Origin of the sequence: Pseudomonas sp. JUb42 (assembly GCF_024807945.1) — a bacterium.
Lineage (GTDB): Bacteria > Pseudomonadota > Gammaproteobacteria > Pseudomonadales > Pseudomonadaceae > Aquipseudomonas.
The window spans coordinates 26,331-46,495 of record NZ_JANUFD010000011.1; the positions used below are offsets into that span (position 1 = coordinate 26,331).

At 61.2% G+C, this 20,165-nt stretch carries 17 protein-coding genes and 2 pseudogenes; 2 read left to right on the forward strand and 17 right to left on the reverse strand.

What is annotated here, in order from left to right; genetic code table 11:
- Window positions 1–157: 157 nt before the first annotated feature.
- From tsaB to ppc, 3 genes are all read right to left on the reverse strand, one after another.
- A complete protein-coding gene (tsaB, locus tag M2401_RS21215) occupies window positions 158–832 on the reverse strand; it encodes a tRNA (adenosine(37)-N6)-threonylcarbamoyltransferase complex dimerization subunit type 1 TsaB (RefSeq protein ID WP_259105798.1) in 675 nt (224 codons plus the stop codon).
- Between the two features lie 91 nt (window positions 833–923).
- Window positions 924–1,571 carry an adenylate kinase gene (adk, locus tag M2401_RS21220; protein WP_259105799.1) on the reverse strand — a complete coding sequence of 216 codons (648 nt, stop codon included), beginning with the start codon at window positions 1,569–1,571 and terminating at the stop codon, window positions 924–926.
- 278 nt (window positions 1,572–1,849) lie between these two features.
- Window positions 1,850–4,486 (reverse strand): phosphoenolpyruvate carboxylase, encoded by a 2,637-nt coding sequence (ppc, locus tag M2401_RS21225; RefSeq protein WP_259106006.1) that lies wholly within the window; start codon window positions 4,484–4,486, stop codon window positions 1,850–1,852.
- A 277-nt stretch (window positions 4,487–4,763) separates the two neighbouring features.
- Between ppc and M2401_RS21230 the strand changes: the two genes are divergently transcribed.
- Window positions 4,764–5,186, forward strand: a complete 423-nt coding sequence (locus M2401_RS21230) for a DUF4398 domain-containing protein (RefSeq protein ID WP_259105800.1) — start codon at window positions 4,764–4,766, stop codon at window positions 5,184–5,186.
- Window positions 5,187–5,243: 57 nt separating this feature from the next.
- A complete protein-coding gene (locus M2401_RS21235; RefSeq protein ID WP_259105801.1) occupies window positions 5,244–6,026 on the forward strand; it encodes an OmpA family protein in 783 nt (260 codons plus the stop codon).
- Window positions 6,027–6,143: 117 nt separating this feature from the next.
- Here M2401_RS21235 and M2401_RS21240 read toward each other — a convergent pair whose 3' ends face one another.
- From M2401_RS21240 to M2401_RS21300, 14 genes and pseudogenes are all read right to left on the reverse strand, one after another.
- A complete protein-coding gene (locus tag M2401_RS21240; protein ID WP_259105802.1) occupies window positions 6,144–6,473 on the reverse strand; it encodes a hypothetical protein in 330 nt (109 codons plus the stop codon).
- Window positions 6,470–7,327: an alpha/beta hydrolase gene (locus M2401_RS21245; RefSeq protein ID WP_409033963.1), complete on the reverse strand. Its 858-nt coding sequence runs from the start codon at window positions 7,325–7,327 to the stop codon at window positions 6,470–6,472. The genes M2401_RS21240 and M2401_RS21245 overlap by 4 nt, the downstream gene beginning before the upstream one ends.
- A gap of 228 nt (window positions 7,328–7,555) precedes the next feature.
- Window positions 7,556–8,833 carry a flavohemoglobin expression-modulating QEGLA motif protein gene (locus M2401_RS21250; RefSeq protein ID WP_259105804.1) on the reverse strand — a complete coding sequence of 426 codons (1,278 nt, stop codon included), beginning with the start codon at window positions 8,831–8,833 and terminating at the stop codon, window positions 7,556–7,558.
- 32 nt (window positions 8,834–8,865) lie between these two features.
- A complete protein-coding gene (locus M2401_RS21255) occupies window positions 8,866–9,444 on the reverse strand; it encodes a hypothetical protein (RefSeq protein WP_259105805.1) in 579 nt (192 codons plus the stop codon).
- Window positions 9,445–9,545: 101 nt separating this feature from the next.
- Window positions 9,546–10,313: a TetR/AcrR family transcriptional regulator gene (locus M2401_RS21260; protein ID WP_409033964.1), complete on the reverse strand. Its 768-nt coding sequence runs from the start codon at window positions 10,311–10,313 to the stop codon at window positions 9,546–9,548.
- Window positions 10,314–10,397: 84 nt separating this feature from the next.
- Window positions 10,398–11,900, reverse strand: a complete 1,503-nt coding sequence (lysS, locus tag M2401_RS21265) for a lysine--tRNA ligase (RefSeq protein WP_259105807.1) — start codon at window positions 11,898–11,900, stop codon at window positions 10,398–10,400.
- A gap of 89 nt (window positions 11,901–11,989) precedes the next feature.
- Window positions 11,990–13,085, reverse strand: a protein-coding gene (gene prfB, locus M2401_RS21270) for a peptide chain release factor 2 (protein ID WP_259105808.1) whose coding sequence is annotated in 2 segments (ribosomal slippage) — window positions 11,990–13,012 and window positions 13,014–13,085 — 1,095 coding nt in all. Because the reading frame shifts where the segments join, the coding sequence is not laid out codon by codon here.
- 96 nt (window positions 13,086–13,181) lie between these two features.
- Window positions 13,182–14,189: a PleD family two-component system response regulator gene (locus M2401_RS21275; protein ID WP_259105809.1), complete on the reverse strand. Its 1,008-nt coding sequence runs from the start codon at window positions 14,187–14,189 to the stop codon at window positions 13,182–13,184.
- Window positions 14,190–14,234: 45 nt separating this feature from the next.
- The gene (locus M2401_RS21280; RefSeq protein WP_259105810.1) at window positions 14,235–15,245 is read right to left on the reverse strand and encodes a chemotaxis response regulator protein-glutamate methylesterase; all 1,011 of its coding nucleotides are present in this window, start codon (window positions 15,243–15,245) and stop codon (window positions 14,235–14,237) included.
- Window positions 15,242–17,077: pseudogene (locus tag M2401_RS21285) on the reverse strand (hybrid sensor histidine kinase/response regulator); the annotation flags it as partial. The gene M2401_RS21280 and the pseudogene M2401_RS21285, both read right to left, overlap by 4 nt.
- Before the next feature lie 182 nt (window positions 17,078–17,259).
- A pseudogene (locus M2401_RS34670) lies at window positions 17,260–17,641 on the reverse strand (Hpt domain-containing protein); the annotation flags it as partial.
- Window positions 17,638–18,327: a chemotaxis protein CheW gene (locus M2401_RS21290; RefSeq protein ID WP_259105812.1), complete on the reverse strand. Its 690-nt coding sequence runs from the start codon at window positions 18,325–18,327 to the stop codon at window positions 17,638–17,640. The gene M2401_RS21290 and the pseudogene M2401_RS34670, both read right to left, overlap by 4 nt.
- Window positions 18,324–19,631, reverse strand: coding sequence for a protein-glutamate O-methyltransferase CheR (locus M2401_RS21295; protein WP_259105813.1), 1,308 nt, complete (start codon window positions 19,629–19,631; stop codon window positions 18,324–18,326). Before M2401_RS21295 ends, M2401_RS21290 begins: the two co-directional genes overlap by 4 nt.
- Window positions 19,628–20,164 (reverse strand): chemotaxis protein CheW, encoded by a 537-nt coding sequence (locus M2401_RS21300; protein WP_259105814.1) that lies wholly within the window; start codon window positions 20,162–20,164, stop codon window positions 19,628–19,630. The genes M2401_RS21295 and M2401_RS21300 overlap by 4 nt, the downstream gene beginning before the upstream one ends.
- Window position 20,165: the final 1 nt, after the last annotated feature.

Here is a 20,165-nt window from a genome sequence, read left to right on the forward strand (position 1 = left end):
CCCTGGCAATTCTCCGAACGATAACTAGACCACACATCTTGAAAAAGAGTTCAGAACAGGGCTCTGAATCGCGGGTTTGGCGATGAAAGGTCGCTTATCGACGAAGTTAGTTCGATAAGTGCCATTACATCGCTATTGCCTTGGTATCGGCCTGACATCACCGCGCTTTAGGCGTCGCGACCTGATCACGAAGGTAAACCGGCTGAGCCTGATCGGCGACGATCGCTTCACCACGTTGCCAGGCAAAGGTCGCCAGAGTCAGCAGGTCCTCGGCGTGGGGCAGCAGGCTGGCGTCCATGGCAACGGGTTTGACGGCGATGCGTTCGGCATAGCCCCAGCCCGTGCCGGAACCGTACCATTCGCCGCTGGCGTCCGCTGGCAGGGACGCACGTTCCGGCGGCAGAACAGCTTCGTTGCCCAGCAGACGCATTTCGCCGCCGACTTCGTGATAGCAGCCCCAATACACCTCATCCATGCGCGCATCGATGGCTGCGGCCACCTGGCGAACGCCGTGCTCGCGATAGGCGCGCTGGGCCAGCACCGCCAGGTTGGACACCGGCAATACCGGACGCTCGAGACCGAAGGCCAGGCCCTGAACCACACCGATGGCGATACGCACACCGGTAAAGGCACCCGGCCCACGACCAAAGGCAATCGCGTCCAGGGCATTGAGGCCGATCCCGGCTTCGGCCAGCAGGGTCTTGATCATCGGCAGCAGGCGCTGAGCGTGCAGGCGTGGAATCACCTCATAGTGGCTCAGCACCTTGCCGTCGTGCAGCAAGGCAACCGAACAGGCTTCAGTGGCGGTATCCAGGGCCAGCAGGGTGCTCATCAGGGGGTATCCATGGTCGGGAAAAAAAGTGCGCCATTGTAAACGCAAAACAGCCCGCAAGCGGGCCGTTGTTCACTGCGTACGGTTTCTCTTAGCTGAGGGCTTCGAGAACCTTGGCCGTGATCGACTCAACCGAACCGACGCCTTCGATGTGGCTGCACTTGGGCGTACCGTCCTGGGCTTCGAGCTTCTCGTAGAAGTCGACCAGTGGCTTGGTCTGCGAGTGATAGACCGACAGGCGATGACGAACGGTTTCTTCGACGTCGTCCTTGCGCTGTACCAGCCGCTCGCCGGTCACATCGTCCACGCCTTCGACTTTCGGCGGGTTGAACACGACGTGGTACACGCGGCCGGAGCCTTCGTGGACGCGACGACCGGAAATACGCCGGACGATTTCTTCGTCATCGACCTTGATCTCGACCACGAAATCGATGGCCAGGCCAGCGGCTTTCAGGGCTTCAGCCTGAGGAATGGTGCGCGGGAAGCCGTCGAACAGGCAACCGTTGGCGCAGTCAGGCTGCTCCAGGCGGTCCTTGATCAGGCCGATGATCAGGTCATCGGATACCAGGCCACCGGCGTCCATCACGCTCTTGGCTTTCAGGCCCAGCTCGGTGCCGGCCTTGACCGCTGCGCGCAGCATGTCGCCAGTAGAGATTTGCGGAATGTCGAACTTCTCGGTGATGAACTTTGCCTGAGTACCTTTACCGGCCCCCGGAGCTCCCAACAGGATTACGCGCATCGATGTGCTCCTCAATTTTTATATAAAAACGCAGGATTCGCCTCTTGGGGCCAATCGCTAAAAACAGGTCTCGGCCAAACGGCCAAAGGCTGATCAAGATACACAGCAGACACAGGTGGCACAAGCCGCCTAAGGTCGCACTAACCGAAGGTGTAATAGCAGCTATAAGGTAGTGGATTAACCTGCGACGCCCTGCCCCGCCAGATTTTTGGCGATTAGCCAACCCTTGCCGGACAAGGCCTTGGCGCACCTTGCCCGACAATAGTCGGAAAATCGACTCAACCGGTGTTGCGCAATCCGGCAGCGATCCCCGCAACAGACACCAGTAAAGCCTGTTCCAACGGGCTGTCCAGACGCGCCTCGCGAGTTCGTGAACGGGCCAGCAGTTCGGCCTGAAGCAAATGCAGCGGATCCAGGTAGATATTGCGCAGGCTGATGAAATCCAGGGTAGCCCGGCTGTGGGCCAACAGCTGCTTCTGCCCTGTCAGGCCCAGTACCACTTGGCACGCCTGCGACAATAGGTCGCGCAAATGCGCGCCCAGATGACGCAGCCCAGGCTCCACCAGACGTTCGTCGTACATCTGCGCAATATCGCTGTCAGCCTTGGCCAGGACCATCTCCAACATGTCGATACGGGTGCGAAAAAACGGCCACTGTTCACGCATCTGCCCCAGCAAATCGCCCTCGCCCCGCTCCAGCGCGCGGCTAAGGGCCGACTCCCAGCCGAGCCAGGCAGGCAGCATCAGGCGGGTCTGGGTCCAGGCGAAGATCCACGGAATCGCCCGCAGGCTTTCCACCCCGCCCTCACGTCGCTTGGCCGGACGACTGCCCAACGGCAGACGGCCCAGTTCCTGTTCCGGAGTGGCCTGGCGGAAATACTCGACGAACTCGGGGTTCTCCCGCACCACCGCGCGGTAGGCACTGACGCCATCGGCCGCCAGCTGATCCATCATTGCGCGCCAGGCAGGCTCGGGCAGTGGCGGCGGTTGCAGAGTCGCCTCCAAAACCGCAGCCAGATACAGGTTGAGGTTCTGCTCGGCGATATCCGGCAGGCCGAACTTGAAGCGGATCATCTCGCCCTGCTCGGTGGTGCGGAAACGCCCGGCCACCGAACCCGGCGGCTGCGACAGAATCGCCGCATGAGCCGGGCCGCCGCCACGGCCCACGGTGCCGCCGCGACCATGGAACAACAGCAATTCGACCTGTTGCGCGCGGCAGATATCCACCAGCTTTTCCTGGGCCCGGTACTGCGCCCAGGCCGCCGCCGTCGTGCCGGCATCCTTGGCCGAGTCGGAATAGCCGATCATCACTTCCTGCGGGCCATGCAGGCGCGCGCGATAACCCGGCAGGCTCAGCAGTTGCTCGATCACCGGCCCGGCGTTATCCAGGTCGGCCAGGGTCTCGAACAGCGGCACCACGCGCATCGGCCGCAGCAGCCCGGCTTCCTTGAGCAGCAATTGCACGGCCAGTACATCCGAGGCGGCACCGGCCATGGAGATCACGTAGGAGCCGAGAGACGCTTGCGGCGCCATGGCCACTTCACGGCAGGTCGCCAGTACTTCAGCGGTATCCGCCGCCGGTTTGAAATGGCTGGGCAGCAATGGCCGCCGGTTATTCAGTTCGCGCAGGAGAAAATCGATCCGCGCCTGCTCGTCCCAGTCTTCGTAACGACCCAGGCCGAGGTAGTCGGTGATCTCGGTCAGGGCCGAACGATGGCGGGTGGAGTCCTGGCGCACATCCAGGCGCACGAGGAACAGGCCGAAGGTCACCGCCCGACGCAGGCAGTCGAGCAGCGGCCCGTCGGCAATCACACCCATGCCACATTCATGCAGGGAGCGATAACACAGCTGCAACGGTTCCAGCAGTTCGCGATTGCTGTGCAACACGGCTTCCGGCGCCGGTTGCGTGCTGCTCAACGAGCTGTGTGCCCAGTTACGGGTGGCGCGCAGGCGCTCGCGCAGCTGCTTGAGTACGGCGCGGTAAGGCTCGGCGCTTTCGCCGACTGCAGCCTGCAATTCAGCGCTGGCCTGTTGCATGGACAGCTCGGCGGCCAGTTGATCGACATCGCGCAGGTACAGGTCGGCGGCCATCCAGCGCGCCAGTAACAGGACTTCACGGGTCACGGCAGCGGTGACGTTGGGGTTGCCATCACGGTCACCGCCCATCCACGAAGCAAAGCGGATGGGTGCGGCTTCCAGGGGCAGATGCAAGCCGGTGGCGGCATGCAGGGCCAGGTCGGCCTTGCGCAGATAATTGGGCACGGCCTGCCACAGGGAATGCTCGATCACCGCAAAGCCCCACTTGGCTTCGTCCACCGGCGTGGGCCGAGTGCGGCGAATTTCTTCGGTGTGCCAGGCTTCGGCGATCAGCCGTTGCAGGCGCTGGGTGATCTGTTCGCGCTCGGCGCTGCTCAGGTCACGGTGGTCGAGGGCGGCCAGTTGCGCGGCAATGGCGTCGTATTTCTGGATCAGGGTGCGGCGCGCCACTTCGGTGGGATGCGCGGTCAGCACCAGTTCGATTTCCAGTTTGCCCAACTGCCGGGCCAGGGCTTCCGGCGCCTGGCCTGCGGCTTTCAGACGGTCCAGTAACTGCGGCAGGATCACCGATTCGAATGGCTGTTCCTGAGACTCTTCGCGACGGCGAATCAACTGATATTGCTCGGCGATATTGGCCAGGTTGAGGAACTGGTTGAACGCCCGCGCCACCGGCAGCAGCTCATCCTCGCTCAAGCCGTCGAGGCTGGCGCTCAGTTGCTCGGTGCCCGCCGCCGAACCGCGCCGACCGGCCTTGGCGCCCTTGCGGATGCGCTCGATGGTCTCCAGAAAATCCGCGCCGCGTTGCTCGCGGATGGTGTTGCCCAGCAGTTCGCCGAGCAGGTGGACGTCTTCACGCAAGCGCACATCGATATCGGCCATGGTCCCTTTTTCCTTGTTGTCGATGGACGAACAGATCAGCAAATCGCCTTCCAGAATGACCAGAGCGCCGGGCAGATACAAGTGCGCAACGGTAATCAAGGTCGGCGAAAAGCGCGTCAAAAGACCAACGTCAAAAGTATGAAACGGAATAAAAAGCTGACTGGTTAGTGGGAAATAACTCTGAACTATTCAAAAACGTGGCAGGTCCCAGCCAATAACCATGACAGGGAACCTTCTTACCCCGGTCATGGAAAATCGAGTTTTCGGGAGCAACACAATGGAGTTGACCACCATGACTACCAGCACAGCCAAATCCACGTACTCACGCCTTCGCGGGCTCAAGCTGGCCGCGTTGGCGGTGGGCGCCAGTTTCGTTCTCGCCGGTTGCGCAGGCAATCCGCCGACCGAGCAGTACGCCGTGACCCAATCTGCCGTGAACAGCGCGGTCAGCGCCGGTGGCCCGGAATACGCCGCCGTGGAAATGAAATCGGCCCAGGACAAATTCAAGCAGGCTGAAGTGGCCATGCACGATCAGAAATATGACGAGGCCCGTCGCCTGTCCGAACAAGCCGAATGGGATGCCCGGGTAGCCGAGCGCAAGTCCCAGGCAGCCAAGGCGCAGAAAGCGTTGGACGACGCGCGCCAGGGCGTCAATGAACTGCGTGAAGAAAGCATGCGTCAGGTGCAACCGGCGCAATAAGCCGCCGTGTTCCTTGCCGCTTTCATGCATTCACTATCGATTTGAAGGACGAATATTATGCGTAAGCAATTGATGATCCCTGCCCTGCTGGCCCTGAGTGTTGGTCTGGCTGCTTGTGCGACGCCGCCCAACCAGAATCTGGAACAGGCCCGCGCCAACTACACCGCGCTGCAAAGCAATCCTCAGGCAACCAAGGTCGCCGCCCTGGAAACCAAGGACGCCAGCGACTGGCTGGACAAGACCGACGCCGCCTACCGCAATCATGAGAATGAAGCCAAGATCAATCAGATGGCCTACCTGACCAACCAGCGCGTAGAGCTGGCCAAGCAGACCATTACCCTGCGCTCGGCTGAAGAAGACCTGAAAAACGCCGCCGCCCAACGCGCCCAGGCCCGTCTGGATGCCCGTGACGCGCAAATCGCCGCGCTGAAGAACAGCCTCAACGCCAAGCAGACCGAACGCGGCACCCTGGTGACTTTCGGTGACGTGCTGTTCGACTACAACCGCGCCGAGCTCAAGCCCAACGGCCTGACCAACGTCAATTCCCTGGCCCAGTTCCTTCAGCAGAACCCGGACCGCAAGGTGATCGTCGAGGGTTATACCGATAGCACCGGTTCAGCCAGCTATAACCAGTCGCTGTCCGAACGTCGTGCTGACTCCGTACGCATGGCACTGGTGCGCATGGGCGTCGACCCGGCCCGTATCGTCGCTCAGGGTTATGGCAAGGAATACCCGGTTGCCGACAACACCAGCAACTCGGGGCGTGCGCAGAATCGTCGGGTGGAAGTGACCATTTCCAACGATAACCAACCGGTGGCGCCGCGGTCTTCGCTGCATTAAAAAATGCTGCGCCCCCGGCACAACTGGAGGCGCGCTGCATGGATAATTTTGTGGGAGCGAATTCGCTCCCACAATTCGCTCCCACAGGAATTGGCTCCTACAGAATCCTCCCCTCCCCTACGGCAACACCTTCTTCGGCGTCTCCTCCCCCGCGCAGCGCACAGCCTGCTTCTTGTCGTTGATCAGCACACCTGACAAGCCTTTCTTCTCGGTATTGAACAGCACCAGCACGCCATCAATGCACTGGGCCACTTCCACGGCAGGCTCAATGGCGATCTTGTATTCCTCCCCCGGTGCGGCCATGAGCATGGTGAACTGGTTGAGCAGCAGCGCATCCTCCGGCTTGGCGAAGTGCAGGTAGCCGTAGTACCACAGGGCACCTACGGTGCCGATGATGGTGCAGATACCCGTGATAACCATCGGGATGGCGTTACGTTCTTCAGTCATTGCGGGGTCTCAGGCTTGTTCGATTGCGAAATCGGATCGGGGTAATTGGGAATCTCGCCCAGGCGGCGCAGGCCGTTGAAATGCTGCGGGTCATCGAGATAACGCAGCATCACCTGGCGCCAGGTAGGGTCGGCGAAGGTCTGCACATGTGCGCCCCGGGTCAGCTGCAGGACCCGCGGCAGGGGCGCCGCTTTATACAGGGCAATGCCATTGCCCATTGGCACCTGAGTGTCGTCCATGCTCTGGAACAACAGCAGCGGCGTACCCTGCAACTGCGCCATGCCGTTGATTGCGCTGTCACCGTCGGGAATCAGCCAGGACAGCGGGGTCTGCAAGGTCCAGGTCAGCCAGGACGTACCCAGTGTGTAACGGGCGACGTCGCGATAACTTGCCGGAGTGCCGTCGAGCACGAGTGCCTTGAGTCGTTGACGCTGCTGCGAGTGCTCGGCCAGATAGTGCACCGCCAGGGCGCCGCCGATGCTTTGCCCCAACACCACCAGGGGTTTGCCTTGGGTTTCGGGGGCCTTGTCGATCCAGCTGAAGGCGGCATCGATATCCTGATAGATCGCCGGCAGGCTTGGCTCGCCTTCGGACAGACCATAGCCGCGATAGTCCAGCAGCAGAACCTGATAACCCTGCTCCGGTAACCACCAACTGCCGCCCAGATGCCAGGCCAGGTTGCCGCCATTGCCGTGCAGATGCAGCACCGTGCCCTTGACCGCCACACCTTCCTTGGCGGGCAGCCACCAGGCATGCAGATGCGTGCCATCGGCGGCGGTCAGGGTGATATCACGGTATTGCAGATGGGCCTTTTCCGGGGTGAACGGCAAGCCCGGCTCGGGGTAGAACAGCATCGAACTGCAACCACTCAGGGCCAGCAGTATCAGCAGGATGATTGGTTTCAAACGCGCTTTTCCTCGTTAAACCGGGGGGGAGCTATTTGCAGGTACTCCGTGGGAGCGAATTCATTCGCGAAAGCGGTATTTCAGGCCATGCAAATGGGTCAGATGTAATGGCCTATTCGCGAATGAATTCGCTCCCACAGAGTTCGCCTCCCCCAACACGACAGACAAAACGCCTGCCTAGAGAATATTGGAATAATCCGCTTCGATCCGATCCAGGCTCAGGTGGTTGAGGAAGTTGGAGAAACACATCCAGGCCGACAGGGCATTCATGTCGCGGAACTGGTCCGGCAGGTATTTGGGCGGCACCACCAAGCCTTCGTCCACCAGTTGGCGCAGGGTCCGCATGTCTTCCAGGGTGGTCTTGCCGCAGAACAGCAGCGGCACCTGCTCCAGCTTGCCTTTGCGCACGGCGAGCTGAATATAGTTGTAAACCATGATGAAACCCTTGAGGTAGGACAAGTCTTTGGTGAATGGCAGACCGTCCGGCACCGACCCACGGAAAACCCGACTGGCATTACCGTAACTTTCCGGCATGCCGAAACCCTGCTCGCGGTAGAACTCGAAGACTTGCAGAAAGTCCGCGCCCTCCTCGGCCATATGAATGGCGCGGGTGCGGTTGGTCAGCTTGCGCAGGCGGCTGGGGTAGGAGGCAAAGCCGATGACTTCCATGAGAATCGCCAGCCCTTCCTGGGTCACCGTCGACGAAGGCGGGCCCTTGGCAAGGAAGGTGCAGATCGGCTGGTTCTGACCGTTGAGCGTAGTGCCCACATGGACCAGACCTTCATGGACTTCCAACGCGCGTACGTCGCGCTCGTTGAACATCGCATCGGAACGAATCTTGATGTAGTCCGCACCCGCCGCCGCATCGGCGACGATACCGTCGGACTCGAACACCCGAATGGTTTCCTCGGCCTCGCCGAACACCTTGTTCAGGCGGCTTTGCAGCATCGCCACGGCATCCTTGGCGGTGAGGGTCTTGGGTTCGTCCTTGAGATCGCCGCGCCCGGCAATATTGTTCAGATAGTCGGAGAGCATCATGCCTAGGTCGGCCAGGGTCGGATCACCGGCGTGGAAGGCATCGGATGCCGCGCCGTACAGCTCCTGGGAAATCAGGCCGAAATCCGCCGTGCCACGGGCTTCGAGCATGCGGATCACCATGCGGTATTCCTTGCACATGCGCCGCATGATCTGCCCCACCGGGCTGAACTGGCCAAGGCGCCGGGTGATATCGCGCTCGATATTCTGGAACTCCAGCTTCACCGCCGTCGAATCGAAGGCCAGCGGCCGGCCTTCGTAATAGGCCCGGTCCACCTTGGGCATGGCCTTGCCCTTGGCGGCAAGGAAGTCCTTGCGGATGCTGTCATCCCACTTCACCGCATCCAGTACCCGGATCGGGGTCTGCGCCTGCACGATGCGGTCTGACAAGGCTCGAATAGTCTGTTGGTAATCGTCCACCCGCTACTCCTTGGTTGGTCAGCTGTATCGCCCTACTTGGGCACGCGCTGGTAATGCGCGGCATCGAGGAAAACATCGGAATTGGCCGGGTCGTCGAGGTAGCCGAAAACCTGCTCCAGGGGGCTGTCGATCAACAATACCTCACCCTTGTCGGTTTCCAGCTTCTGGCCGCTGAGAGCCTTCTGCTCGACCCATTGTTTGAAGCGCTGCGGATCGAGGCTGTAGACCACCAATTGGTCATTTTCGATCAGTTCGAAACCACCCATGATGAAATGTCCACCGTACTTGTCCGGCAGCTCGGTCGACAGATACCAGCGCCCGTGATGCTCGGCCACGGTCATGCTGTATTCGTCACGGTTCTTGCGGTCGCCCTTGCGGTAGCTGACGGCCCTGTAACGCCCTTCACCCACGCGGCTGATCTCCAGTTCCAGAGGCTCACCCCAGGCATTTTTGCTGGCCCAGGTGCCGAGCAACGCTGAAGGGGCGATGTCATGGGCGGGGATGGTGCCGGTGAAGGTGACGAGGCAGCCGCTCAATGTCAGAAGTATCAGGACCACCGCTACGCGCCATAGATTCTTGAGACACCCCGTAGCCATATCAATCAATGGCATCAGTGGCACCGGCTTTAGCCGGGAAGGCGCATTCCCGGCTAAAGCCGGTCCCACAGTGTGTGCTGTGTGATGGTGCAGTGTCAGCGACACAGCGCAATCTCCTAGGCGGCAGTCCCCAAAACCAGACGCATCTGGCGAGTGAGAATAGCGAGTATTTCAGCATCCGCTTCCGGCTGCGGGCCATGCAACAGGCCTTGATACTCCATCCGCCGGATAATCGCCGTCAACACTTGCGCGTCCTGCGATGGTTGGGCAGAGCCAATCACCTGCAGAAACTGGCAGGTACCCTGCAACAGAATCTGCTGATGGGACGCGACCAGTTCGGCCAGTTTGGGGTTGATCAGCGCTTCGTGATGGAAGGCATGCTCGGCGATCAACTGATCACGACGAATCAATGACTGATGGCGAATATAGTCGTGGGCCATCACGGCAATTTGATCGGCCAGAACGGCACGGGCACCGGCGCTGCCATCGCTGCGGGCGACCATTTCGCGCAGGATGACTTCGGTATTGCTCCACAGCCGGGCCATATAGGCCGCGCTGCGCTCGACGTAACGGGAGAAGGCGTCGGTGAGCAGCGCGTCGATGTCCTTGAAGTAATAAGTGGTCGCGGACAACGGTACATTGGCCTCGGCAGCGACGGCCCGGTGACGCACGGCACGCACGCCGTCACGAATGACGATGCGCATCGTGGCGTCGAGAATGTCCTGGCGACGTTGCTCGCTGCCTTGCCGACTGGCCTTGCGGCCCTGGTAACGGACGCTGTTGGCGACAGCGGTAGCGATACCGGCGGCGCCATTCTGAGCGATCGTGGGGGTCACGACGGGGGTTCCTTTTTTTAAATCAAACACAGCTATCTGAATTGGAATGAGGCCACCTACGGATGACGCGGCGTTATAGGATTCATTCCTGCAGACAAAAAAAAGCCGCCCTGCGCGGGCGGCTTTCTTGTCTTACGCCTGTGGCCGCATGTGCGGGAACAGGATGACGTCACGAATCGATGGCGAGTTGGTCAGCAGCATGACCAGGCGGTCGATACCGATGCCCTCGCCCGCCGTTGGCGGCATGCCGTATTCCAGGGCGCGAACGAAGTCGGCGTCGTAGTGCATGGCTTCGTCATCACCGGCGTCCTTGTCGGCCACCTGGGCCATGAAGCGCTCGGCCTGGTCTTCCGCGTCGTTCAGCTCGGAGTAGGCGTTGGCGATTTCACGGCCGCCGATGAACAGCTCGAAACGGTCGGTGACATTCGGGTTGTCATCGTTGCGACGGGCCAGCGGCGAGACTTCGAACGGGTACTGGGTAATGAAGTGCGGCTGTTCCAGCTTGTGCTCGACCAGCTCTTCGAAAATCATTACCTGCAATTTGCCCAGGCCTTCGAAGCCCAGCACCTTGGCGCCGGCTTTCTTGGCGATGGCACGGGCCTTGTCGATGTCGTTGAGGTCGTCGGCAGTCAGGTCCGGGTTGTACTTGAGGATCGAGTCGAACACCGACAGGCGCACGAACGGCTCGCCGAAATGGAACACCTTGTCGCCGTACGGGACGTCGGTGCTGCCAAGTACCAGCTGGGCCAGCTCGCGGAACAGTTCCTCGGTCAGGTCCATGTTGTCTTCGTAGTCCGCGTACGCCTGATAGAACTCAAGCATGGTGAACTCGGGGTTGTGGCGAGTCGAAACACCTTCGTTTCGGAAGTTGCGGTTGATCTCGAAGACCTTCTCGAAACCGCCGACCACCAAGCGCTTGAGGTACAGCTCAGGCGCGATGCGCAGGAACATTTCCATGTCCAGGGCATTGTGGTGAGTCTCGAACGGCTTGGCCGCAGCGCCGCCAGGAATGGTCTGCAACATCGGCGTTTCCACTTCCAGGAAGTCACGCTTCATCAGGAAGCTGCGGATATGGGCGATGACTTGCGAACGCACGCGGAAGGTCTCGCGCACTTCTTCGTTGACGATCAGGTCGACGTAGCGCTGGCGATAGCGCTGTTCGGTGTCGGTCAGGCCGTGGTGCTTGTCCGGCAGCGGGCGCAGCGACTTGGTCAGCAGGCGCACGCTGGTCATTTCGACGTACAGGTCGCCCTTGCCGGAACGGGCCAGGGTGCCTTCGGCGGCAATGATGTCGCCCAGGTCCCAGGTCTTGACCGCAGCCAGGGTTTCTTCGGACAGGGTTTTGCGATTGACGTAGACCTGGATGCGACCGGTCATGTCCTGAATCACCATGAACGAGCCACGGTTGAGCATGATGCGACCTGCAACCTTGACCGGGATCGCTGCCTCAGCCAGTTCTTCCTTGGTCTTGTCCACGTACTGCTTCTGCAGGTCATTGCAGTAGCTGTCGCGGCGGAAGTCGTTGGGGAAGGCCTGACCCTTGGTGCGCTCGGCAGCAAGCTTCTCCTTGCGCAGGGCGATCAGGGTATTTTCTTCCTGTTGCAGGGCTTGCGGGTCGAGTTGTTGGTCGCTCATGTCTTTAGATTTTCCATCACAGGTTCGTTGCCCCCGGCAGTCGGCAGGGGATCGCGGGCTCGTCTTGCGAACGGCCCGCCATGCAGTATTTAAAGCCCTTGCTTGAGGCTGGCGATCAGGTATTCGTCGAGGTCGCCGTCGAGCACCTTGTCGCAGTCACTGCGTTCGATGTTGGTACGCAGGTCCTTGATGCGCGAGGCATCAAGCACGTAGGAGCGGATCTGATGACCCCAGCCAATATCGGACTTGGTGTCTTCCAGTGCCTGGGAAGCGGCGTTGCGCTTCTGCACTTCCTGCTCATACAGACGCGCGCGCAACATCTTCATCGCGGTGTCTTTGTTAGCGTGCTGGGAACGTTCGTTCTGGCAGCTGACCACGGTGTTGGTCGGAACGTGGGTGATACGTACCGCCGAGTCAGTGGTGTTTACGTGCTGACCACCGGCACCGGAGGAGCGGTAGGTATCGATGCGCAGGTCCGACGGATTGATGTCGATTTCGATGTTGTCATCGATTTCCGGCGAAACGAACACGGCCGAGAACGAGGTGTGGCGACGATTGCCGGAGTCGAACGGGCTCTTGCGTACCAGACGGTGCACGCCGATTTCAGTGCGTAGCCAGCCAAAGGCGTACTCACCCTTGATATGCACGGTGGCGCCCTTGATCCCGGCGACTTCACCGGCGGACAGTTCCATGATGGTCGCATCGAAGCCGCGCTTGTCGGCCCAGCGCAGGTACATGCGCAGCAGGATGTTGGCCCAGTCCTGGGCTTCGGTGCCGCCGGAACCTGCCTGGATATCCAGGTAAGCGTTGTTGGGGTCCATGTCGCCACTGAACATGCGGCGGAACTCCAGCTTTTCCAGTGCCTCGCGCAGACGCTCGACTTCAGCCGCGACGTCATCGACGGCAGCCTGGTCTTCTTCTTCGGCGGACATCAGCAGCAGGTCCTTGGCATCGACCAGGCCGGTGGACATTTCGTCCAGGGTCTCGACGATCTGCGCCAGCAAGGCACGCTCGCGGCCCAGGTTCTGTGCGTATTCGGGGTTGTTCCAGACGCTTGGATCTTCGAGCTCGCGGTTTACTTCGGTCAGACGATCATGTTTGTGATCGTAGTCAAAGATACCCCCGAATGGTTTCGGAGCGCTCGGACAGGTCCTTGATGCTGTTTAGGATCGGGTTGATTTCCATGGTGGGCAGCACTCGCAGGCGAAAATTACAAAGCCGACGAGTATACCCTACCGGGCTGATGCATGGCAGCCCGTCGGGACCAGAAGCCGGCCCCGATTATTGGCCCACCGACACCCGGTTACGCCCGTTGTGCTTGGCTTGATACAGGCCCTTGTCGGCTTCCTGGATCAACTGGCGGCTGTTGCTGCCCACGCCCGGGGTCACGGTGGCCACGCCGATGCTCACGGTCAGGTGCGAGCCCGGTGCCGGTGCGATGTGCGGGATGTTCATGGCGGCCACAGTCTGGCGCAGCTTTTCCGCCAGCAGGCGAGCGCCGCCAGGGGTGGTACTGGGCAGCACCAGGGCGAACTCTTCGCCACCATAACGCGCTGGCAGGTCCGACGGACGGGCGCAGCTGGCACGGATGGCCTTGGCCACCTGGCGCAGTGCTTCATCGCCTTCGAGATGGCCGAAGCTGTCGTTGTAGGCCTTGAAGAAGTCCACGTCGATCATCAGCAGCGACAGTTCGCTCTGCTCACGGGTGGCCCGGCGCCATTCCAGCTCCAGGTACTCATCGAAGTGGCGACGGTTGGACAGGCCGGTCAGGCCGTCGGAGTTCATCAGGCGTTGCAGCACCAGATTGGTGTCGAGCAACTGTTGCTGGCTGACCCGCAGCGCGCGGTACGCTTCGTCACGTTGCAGCAGGGTCATGTAGGAGCGCGAGTGATAGCGGATACGCGCGACCAGCTCGATATTGTCCGGCAGCTTGACCAGGTAATCGTTGGCGCCTGCAGCAAAGGCCGCACTCTTGATCAGCGGATCTTCCTTGGTCGACAACACGATGATCGGGATATCCCGGGTGATCGGGTTGTTGCGGTATTCGCGCACCAGGGTCAGGCCGTCCAGACCCGGCATCACCAGATCCTGAAGAATCACCGTGGGCTTGATCTCGATGGCCTGGGCAATGGCCTGATGCGGATCGGCGCAGAAGTGAAAGTCGATATTCTCTTCGTTGGCCAGCCCGCGGCGCACGGCTTCTCCGATCATGGCCTGGTCGTCGACCAGCAGCACCATGGCGGCGTTTTCATCCGTGGCCTTCAGTTCGTCCATTTGCAAGTCATGCATGTGGGTGCTCCTGGTCACTGGCTGGCAGTGAATTCACCTGGAAAATCATTGCGCAAATACCTCGGTCAAACGAGGTGCGATTGTGGAAAGCGGGCGAATTTCGACCGCCGCGTCAATGGCGGCAGCGGCCTTGGGCATGCCATAGACCGCACTACTGTGTTGATCCTGAGCGATGGTCAGGAAACCTTGCTGACGCATCAACTTGAGGCCTTCAGCACCATCTCGCCCCATCCCGGTCAACAGGACACCCACGGCATCACCACTCCAATAGCGTGCCACACTTTCGAAAAACACGTCGATTGAAGGGCGGTAGATTTCGTTTACCGGCTCTGCGGTGTAGGCCAGATTGCCGTTCTGCAACAGCCGAATATGGTGATTGGTCCCCGCCAGCAATACCGTTCCCGGCTGCGGCGGCTCACCCTCACGGGCCAGGCGCACGGGCAGTCCGGAAGCGCTGCTCAGCCACTCGGCCATGCCGGCGGCGAACACCTGATCCACATGTTGTACCAATACGATAGCCGCCGGAAAACTGACGGGTAGTGCCTTGAGAAGCAATTCCAGTGCCGCCGGGCCGCCAGCCGAAGAACCGATTGCCACCAGCCCCCGGCGCTTGACCGCCGAGCGTATCGGCGCGGCAACCATGGGCTCGCGGGTATGGCGCTTGCCGATCAGCCAGCCGATGTTGAGAATCTTGCGCAGCAATGGCGCAGCGGCATCCTTGGGGTTGGCGCCGCCAATGGCCGGCGTGTCGACCACATCCAGCGCGCCATGGCCCATGGCTTCGAACACACGATGGGCATTCTGCTGGCGATCAACGGTCACTACCACGATCGCGCAAGGCGTTGCCGCCATGATCCGACGAGTTGCCTCGACACCGTCCATGACCGGCATGATCAGATCCATCAGGATCAGGTCCGGCGTGTGCTCGGCACAACGGGCCACCGCGTCGGCACCGTTGGCCGCGACCCAGATCACTTCATGCTGCGGCTCGAAAGCGATGGCCCGGCGCAGGGCTTCAATTGCCATGGGCATATCGTTGACGATGGCAATCTTCATCCTTGTGCGTCTCCTATCAGCTCCGCGACCACATCGAGCAAGGCGTCATCGTGGAAGCTGGCCTTGGCCAGATAATAGTCGGCACCGGCATCCAGCCCACGGCGCCGATCCTCTTCGCGGTCCTTATAGGACACCACCATCACCGGCAGCGATTGCAGGCGGCTGTCGCGACGCAACAGCGTGACCAGCTCGATACCGTCCATACGCGGCATGTCGATATCGGTAATCAACAGATCGAAATCCTCGCTGCGCAAGGCGTTCCAGCCGTCCATGCCGTCCACGGCCACGGCGACTTCATAACCGCGGCTGAGCAGCAACTTGCGCTCCAGCTCGCGCACTGTCAATGAATCGTCTACCACCAGCACGCGTTTGCGCGCAACGCTGTCGACCTGGCGACTGCGCCGGTCGATACGCTCCAGGCGCCCGGTATTGAGCAGTTTCTCCACCGAACGCAACATGTCTTCGACATCAACGATCAACACCGCCGAACCGTCGTCGAGCAAGGCTCCGGCGGAAATATCCTGAATCTTGCCCAGACGCGCATCCAACGGCAAGACCACCAGGGTGCGCTCGCCGACAAAACGCTCCACCGCCACGCCATAAGCGCTGTCGCGCTCACGGATGACCACGACCTTGAGTACTTCCTGCGGGTCCGGATTGTGCGGGCGCTGCAACAGTTGAGTGGCGGCAACCAGGCCGATATGCCGCTCTTCGTGCCAGAAATGCTGACGCCCTTCCAGCTGGACAATGTCTTCGGTGGCCAGGTCGCGCATGCATTCGATATGCGCCAGGGGGAAGGCATACGCCTCGCCACCCACTTCCACTACCAGGCTGCGCACCACCGACAGGGTCAGGGGCACTTCGAGCTGGAAGCGACTGCCCTGGCCTGCGGCCTGATGCAGCTCAACGCCACCGCGCAGCTGGCGAATCATGTGTTGCACGGCATCCAGGCCGACGCCGCGCCCGGAAATTTCCGTGACCTTGTCGCGCATGCTGAACCCCGGCAGGAACAGAAAGCTGAGCAGCTCTTCCTCGCTCATCTGCGCGGCGGTTTGCGCCGGTGACAGTTGACGCTGGACGATACGATTACGCAGGCGGTCGAGATCGACGCCATTGCCGTCATCGCTCAGCTCAACCACCAGCATGCCGGCCTGATGCGTGGCCTTGAGCCGGATGACGCCCTCGGCCGACTTGCCAGCGGCGGCGCGCACATCCGGCATCTCGATGCCATGGTCGACGGCGTTGCGCAGCAAGTGAGTCAGCGGCGCTTCGAGTTTTTCCAGCACGTCGCGGTCGACCTGGGTTTTCTGCCCTTCGATATCCAGACGCACCTGTTTGCCCAATTCCCGACCCAAGTCCCGGACCATTCGTGCCAGGCCCTTGAGCACATCGGCAAACGGACGCATGCGGCAGACCAGAGCCGTGTCATAGAGCAACTGGGCGCGCTGATTCGACTGCCAGCCAAACTCGTCCAGCTCGGCAGTCTGCTGAATCAGCATCTGCTGGGCTTCGCTGTTCAGGCGCCGGGCATCGGCCAGGGCCTGGCGCACGTCCTGCGGCATGTCGGCGCCGCCAAGGGTGGTTTCCAGCGTTGCCAGGGCCCGATCACTGCCGCTCTGCATGCGCTTGAGGCGCTGCATATTGCTGAGAATCGGCTTGACCCGCTGGGTTTCCACCAGGGATTTGCTGGCCAGATCAAGCAGGTTGTTCAGACGGTCCGCGCTGACCCGCAGAATCCGTTCGCCTGTGTCGGTGACCCGTCGATTGCGTGCCTGAGCGTCGGCATCGGCGGGTGCACTGGCGACCGGCTCCGGCTCGGCAGGTGCCTCGACATCGGCCTGTGCATCAGCCTGGGCCATGGTCAGACTGGAAATATCGTCGGCCAGTAACGGATTGACACCCGCCGGCATGGCACTGCCCAGCAACAAGGCATTGGCCAGCAACATTTCATCCGCACCCATAGGCGGCGCCACCGGCACGCTGACCCCAGCACGAGTGCCCTTGCCCTGACTGGACAGGGCATTCATCCGTTCGACGAACGCATCAATATCGCCCTGTCCGAGACTGCTGTCTCCCGGTGTGGCAATGCGCATCAGCAAATCGGTGCCGAACAACAAGGCGTCGATATGCTCAGGTTGCAGGTAGATACGCCCTTCCTGGGCGCTGACCAGACAGTCTTCCATCACATGGGAAACACTGACGCCGAAGTCCACACCAACAATCCGCGCCGCGCCCTTGAGCGAATGAGCGGCACGCATGCAGGCCTCGAGCTGATCGGCCTGGGTCGGATCGCGCTCCAGGGCCAGCAGGCCAAGGCTCAACACCTGGGTCTGCGCCTCGGCCTCCAGGGTGAACAGCTCGAACAGTGAAGCGTCGCGCATTTGATCGGGGGTCATGTCAGGCTCCGAGTGATTGCGGACAGCAGTTGTTCCTGATCGAGCAGACGCAGGCTGCGGGATTTCCATTGCAGCACGCCCAGGGTAAAGCGGGCATTGGCCTGGTTCCCGGACGCAGAGGCGGATTCCAGCTCGCGCTCGTCCATGGCATGAATGCCGTCAACTTCATCCACCGGCACCACCACCGGGCCGCCCTGGGCTGCAACGATCAACATGCGTGGGGTAATTCGCCCGGTCGGATCAGTGACCACGGCAGGGTCCAGACCGAGCAGTTCGACCATCGACAGGCACGGCACCAGTACGCCACGAACATTGGCTACCCCCATCAACGCCCGGGAGCGCTGGTGCGGCAACGAATGCACGGCCTGGACCGGGGCGATTTCCGACAGGCAACGGGTCGGCAGGCCAAGCCATTCTTCGCCGAGACGGAACACCACGATCGAACGGGTCTTGATCTCGCCCTGCACATACTGGGCAGAACGGTCGTCATGGGCTTCCTGGGACAACGAATAGCGATCCAGCAGGCGCGTGGCCGCCGACGAATACACCGCACAGTTACGGCAATGAATATGCTCTGCCAGTAACGGACAGGAACGGTCGCCATGGATGCCGATACGGTTCCAGCAGTCGTCGATAGCCTGGGCACCCTGGTCAATCACGCTCACATGGCTATAAGAATCAGTCATCGACGGCTTCCTTCTTTATTATTGTTGCTGCGCGCCGCGCGATCCTGAAGACGCCGGGCACCGGCAGCGTCACCCTGGGCGGCCAGCAAGGCGGCCAGTTGCGCCAGGGCTTCGGGGTGCTGCGGTTGCAGGTACAACGCCTTGCGGTAAAAACCCTGGGCTTCATGGGTGCTGCCGGCCACTTCGCTGAGCAGCCCCAGCCAGTAGAACACCTGGGCCACCGGCTCATGCTGTTGCAGATAACGCTCACAGGCCGCCTTGGCCTCGCTGCTTTTGCCTTGATTGGCCAGGCTGGCGATAGTGGCGAGCAGGGTCGCCACATCATCGCCACCCGAGGGGGCCAGCGTCGGCCGCAGACTGCGGCTGGCAAATGCCGTGGCGCTGGCGCCAAAGGGGCGCGACGAAGCAGCCGGGGTCGGCAGCGGCAGATCGACGACCTTGCGCGGGCTGGTGCGGGCAATGGGTGACAGCACCGACGGCAATAGCGGTTGAGCAGCCTCGGCATCCGCACCGGCATGACGAAAAGCGAACGACTGGGCAATCCCCGTCGAGCGCATGCCCATGCGGCTGAGCAGCGAACCTTCGGCCGGACCGATGAACAGCACGCCGTCGGCATGGGTCAGGCGCTTGAGGGCTTCGAAAACGTGTTTTTGCGTGGCCTGGTCGAAATAGATCAGCAGATTGCGGCAGAAGACAAAATCGTAATCCAGCTTCTTGGCGGGCAGCATCGGATCGAGGATGTTGCCGGGCTGGAAGTCGACCTGATCACTGACCCGCTGATCGATCTGGTAACCGTCGTTGATCGCGGTGAAGTAGCGCTCGCGAAACTCGATGCGATCGCCGCGAAAAGAATTCTTGCCATAGATGCCACGCTTGGCGCGCTGGATCGACAGCGGACTGATATCGATGGCATTGACCTTGAACTGCTGCGCCGTGAAGCCGGCATCGAACAGCGCCATGGCAATGGAGTAAGGCTCTTCGCCCGTCGAACACGGCACACTGAGAATACGCAGCGGGCGCACGCCATTAAGCGTCTGCAGCCGTTCAAAGGCCAGTTTGCCCAGGGCAACAAAGGATTCGGTATAACGAAAAAACCAGGTCTCCGGCACGATTACCGCTTCGATCAGCGCCTGCTGCTCGGCACTCGACCCCTGCAGCAACAGCCAGTAGGCATCGCTGTCGATGGCCCCAGACGCGATAAAGCGCTGACGCAAAGCCCGCTCGATGATTGACTCGCCCACGGAGGTCACATCCAGGCCGATGCGCTCTTTGAGAAACCTGAAAAAGCGCACGTCGTCGCTCATGGCGCTTCCTCAAGCGAGGCAAGGTCCCAGGGCTCCTGCGGATAGAGCAACTCACGCACCGGATCGCTGAGCAGCTCCTGCACGCGGATCCACTGCAATAATCCAGTCTCACTTTCACGCACCGGCCCCAGATAAGGCGCCTGGCGATTGTCCAGACCATAGGCCTTGAACTCGCTGCGCGGGCAGCGCAGGGTGTCGGTGGCCTGTTCCAGAATCAGACCCAGCAGCTGTTCCGGGCACTCGGCATCAGCACGATAGTGGACCATCACCAGTCGCGTGCTGGTACGGGTGTTGGCCGGGCGACCGAACGTCAGCGCACTGACATCGATGACCGGCACCACCTGGCCGCGGTGAGGCAAGACACCCGCCACCCAGTGCGGCGCATGGGCAATGGCACGCAGGGGCAGACGCGGCAGCACTTCAGCGACTTCCACCGCTTCCAGGGCGTAGCGTTCTTCGCCTATGCGAAACAGCAGGAACAGGGTGTTCGACGCTGCCTTGGCAGCACCGCGCTCAGCCGTACGTTCGCTCATA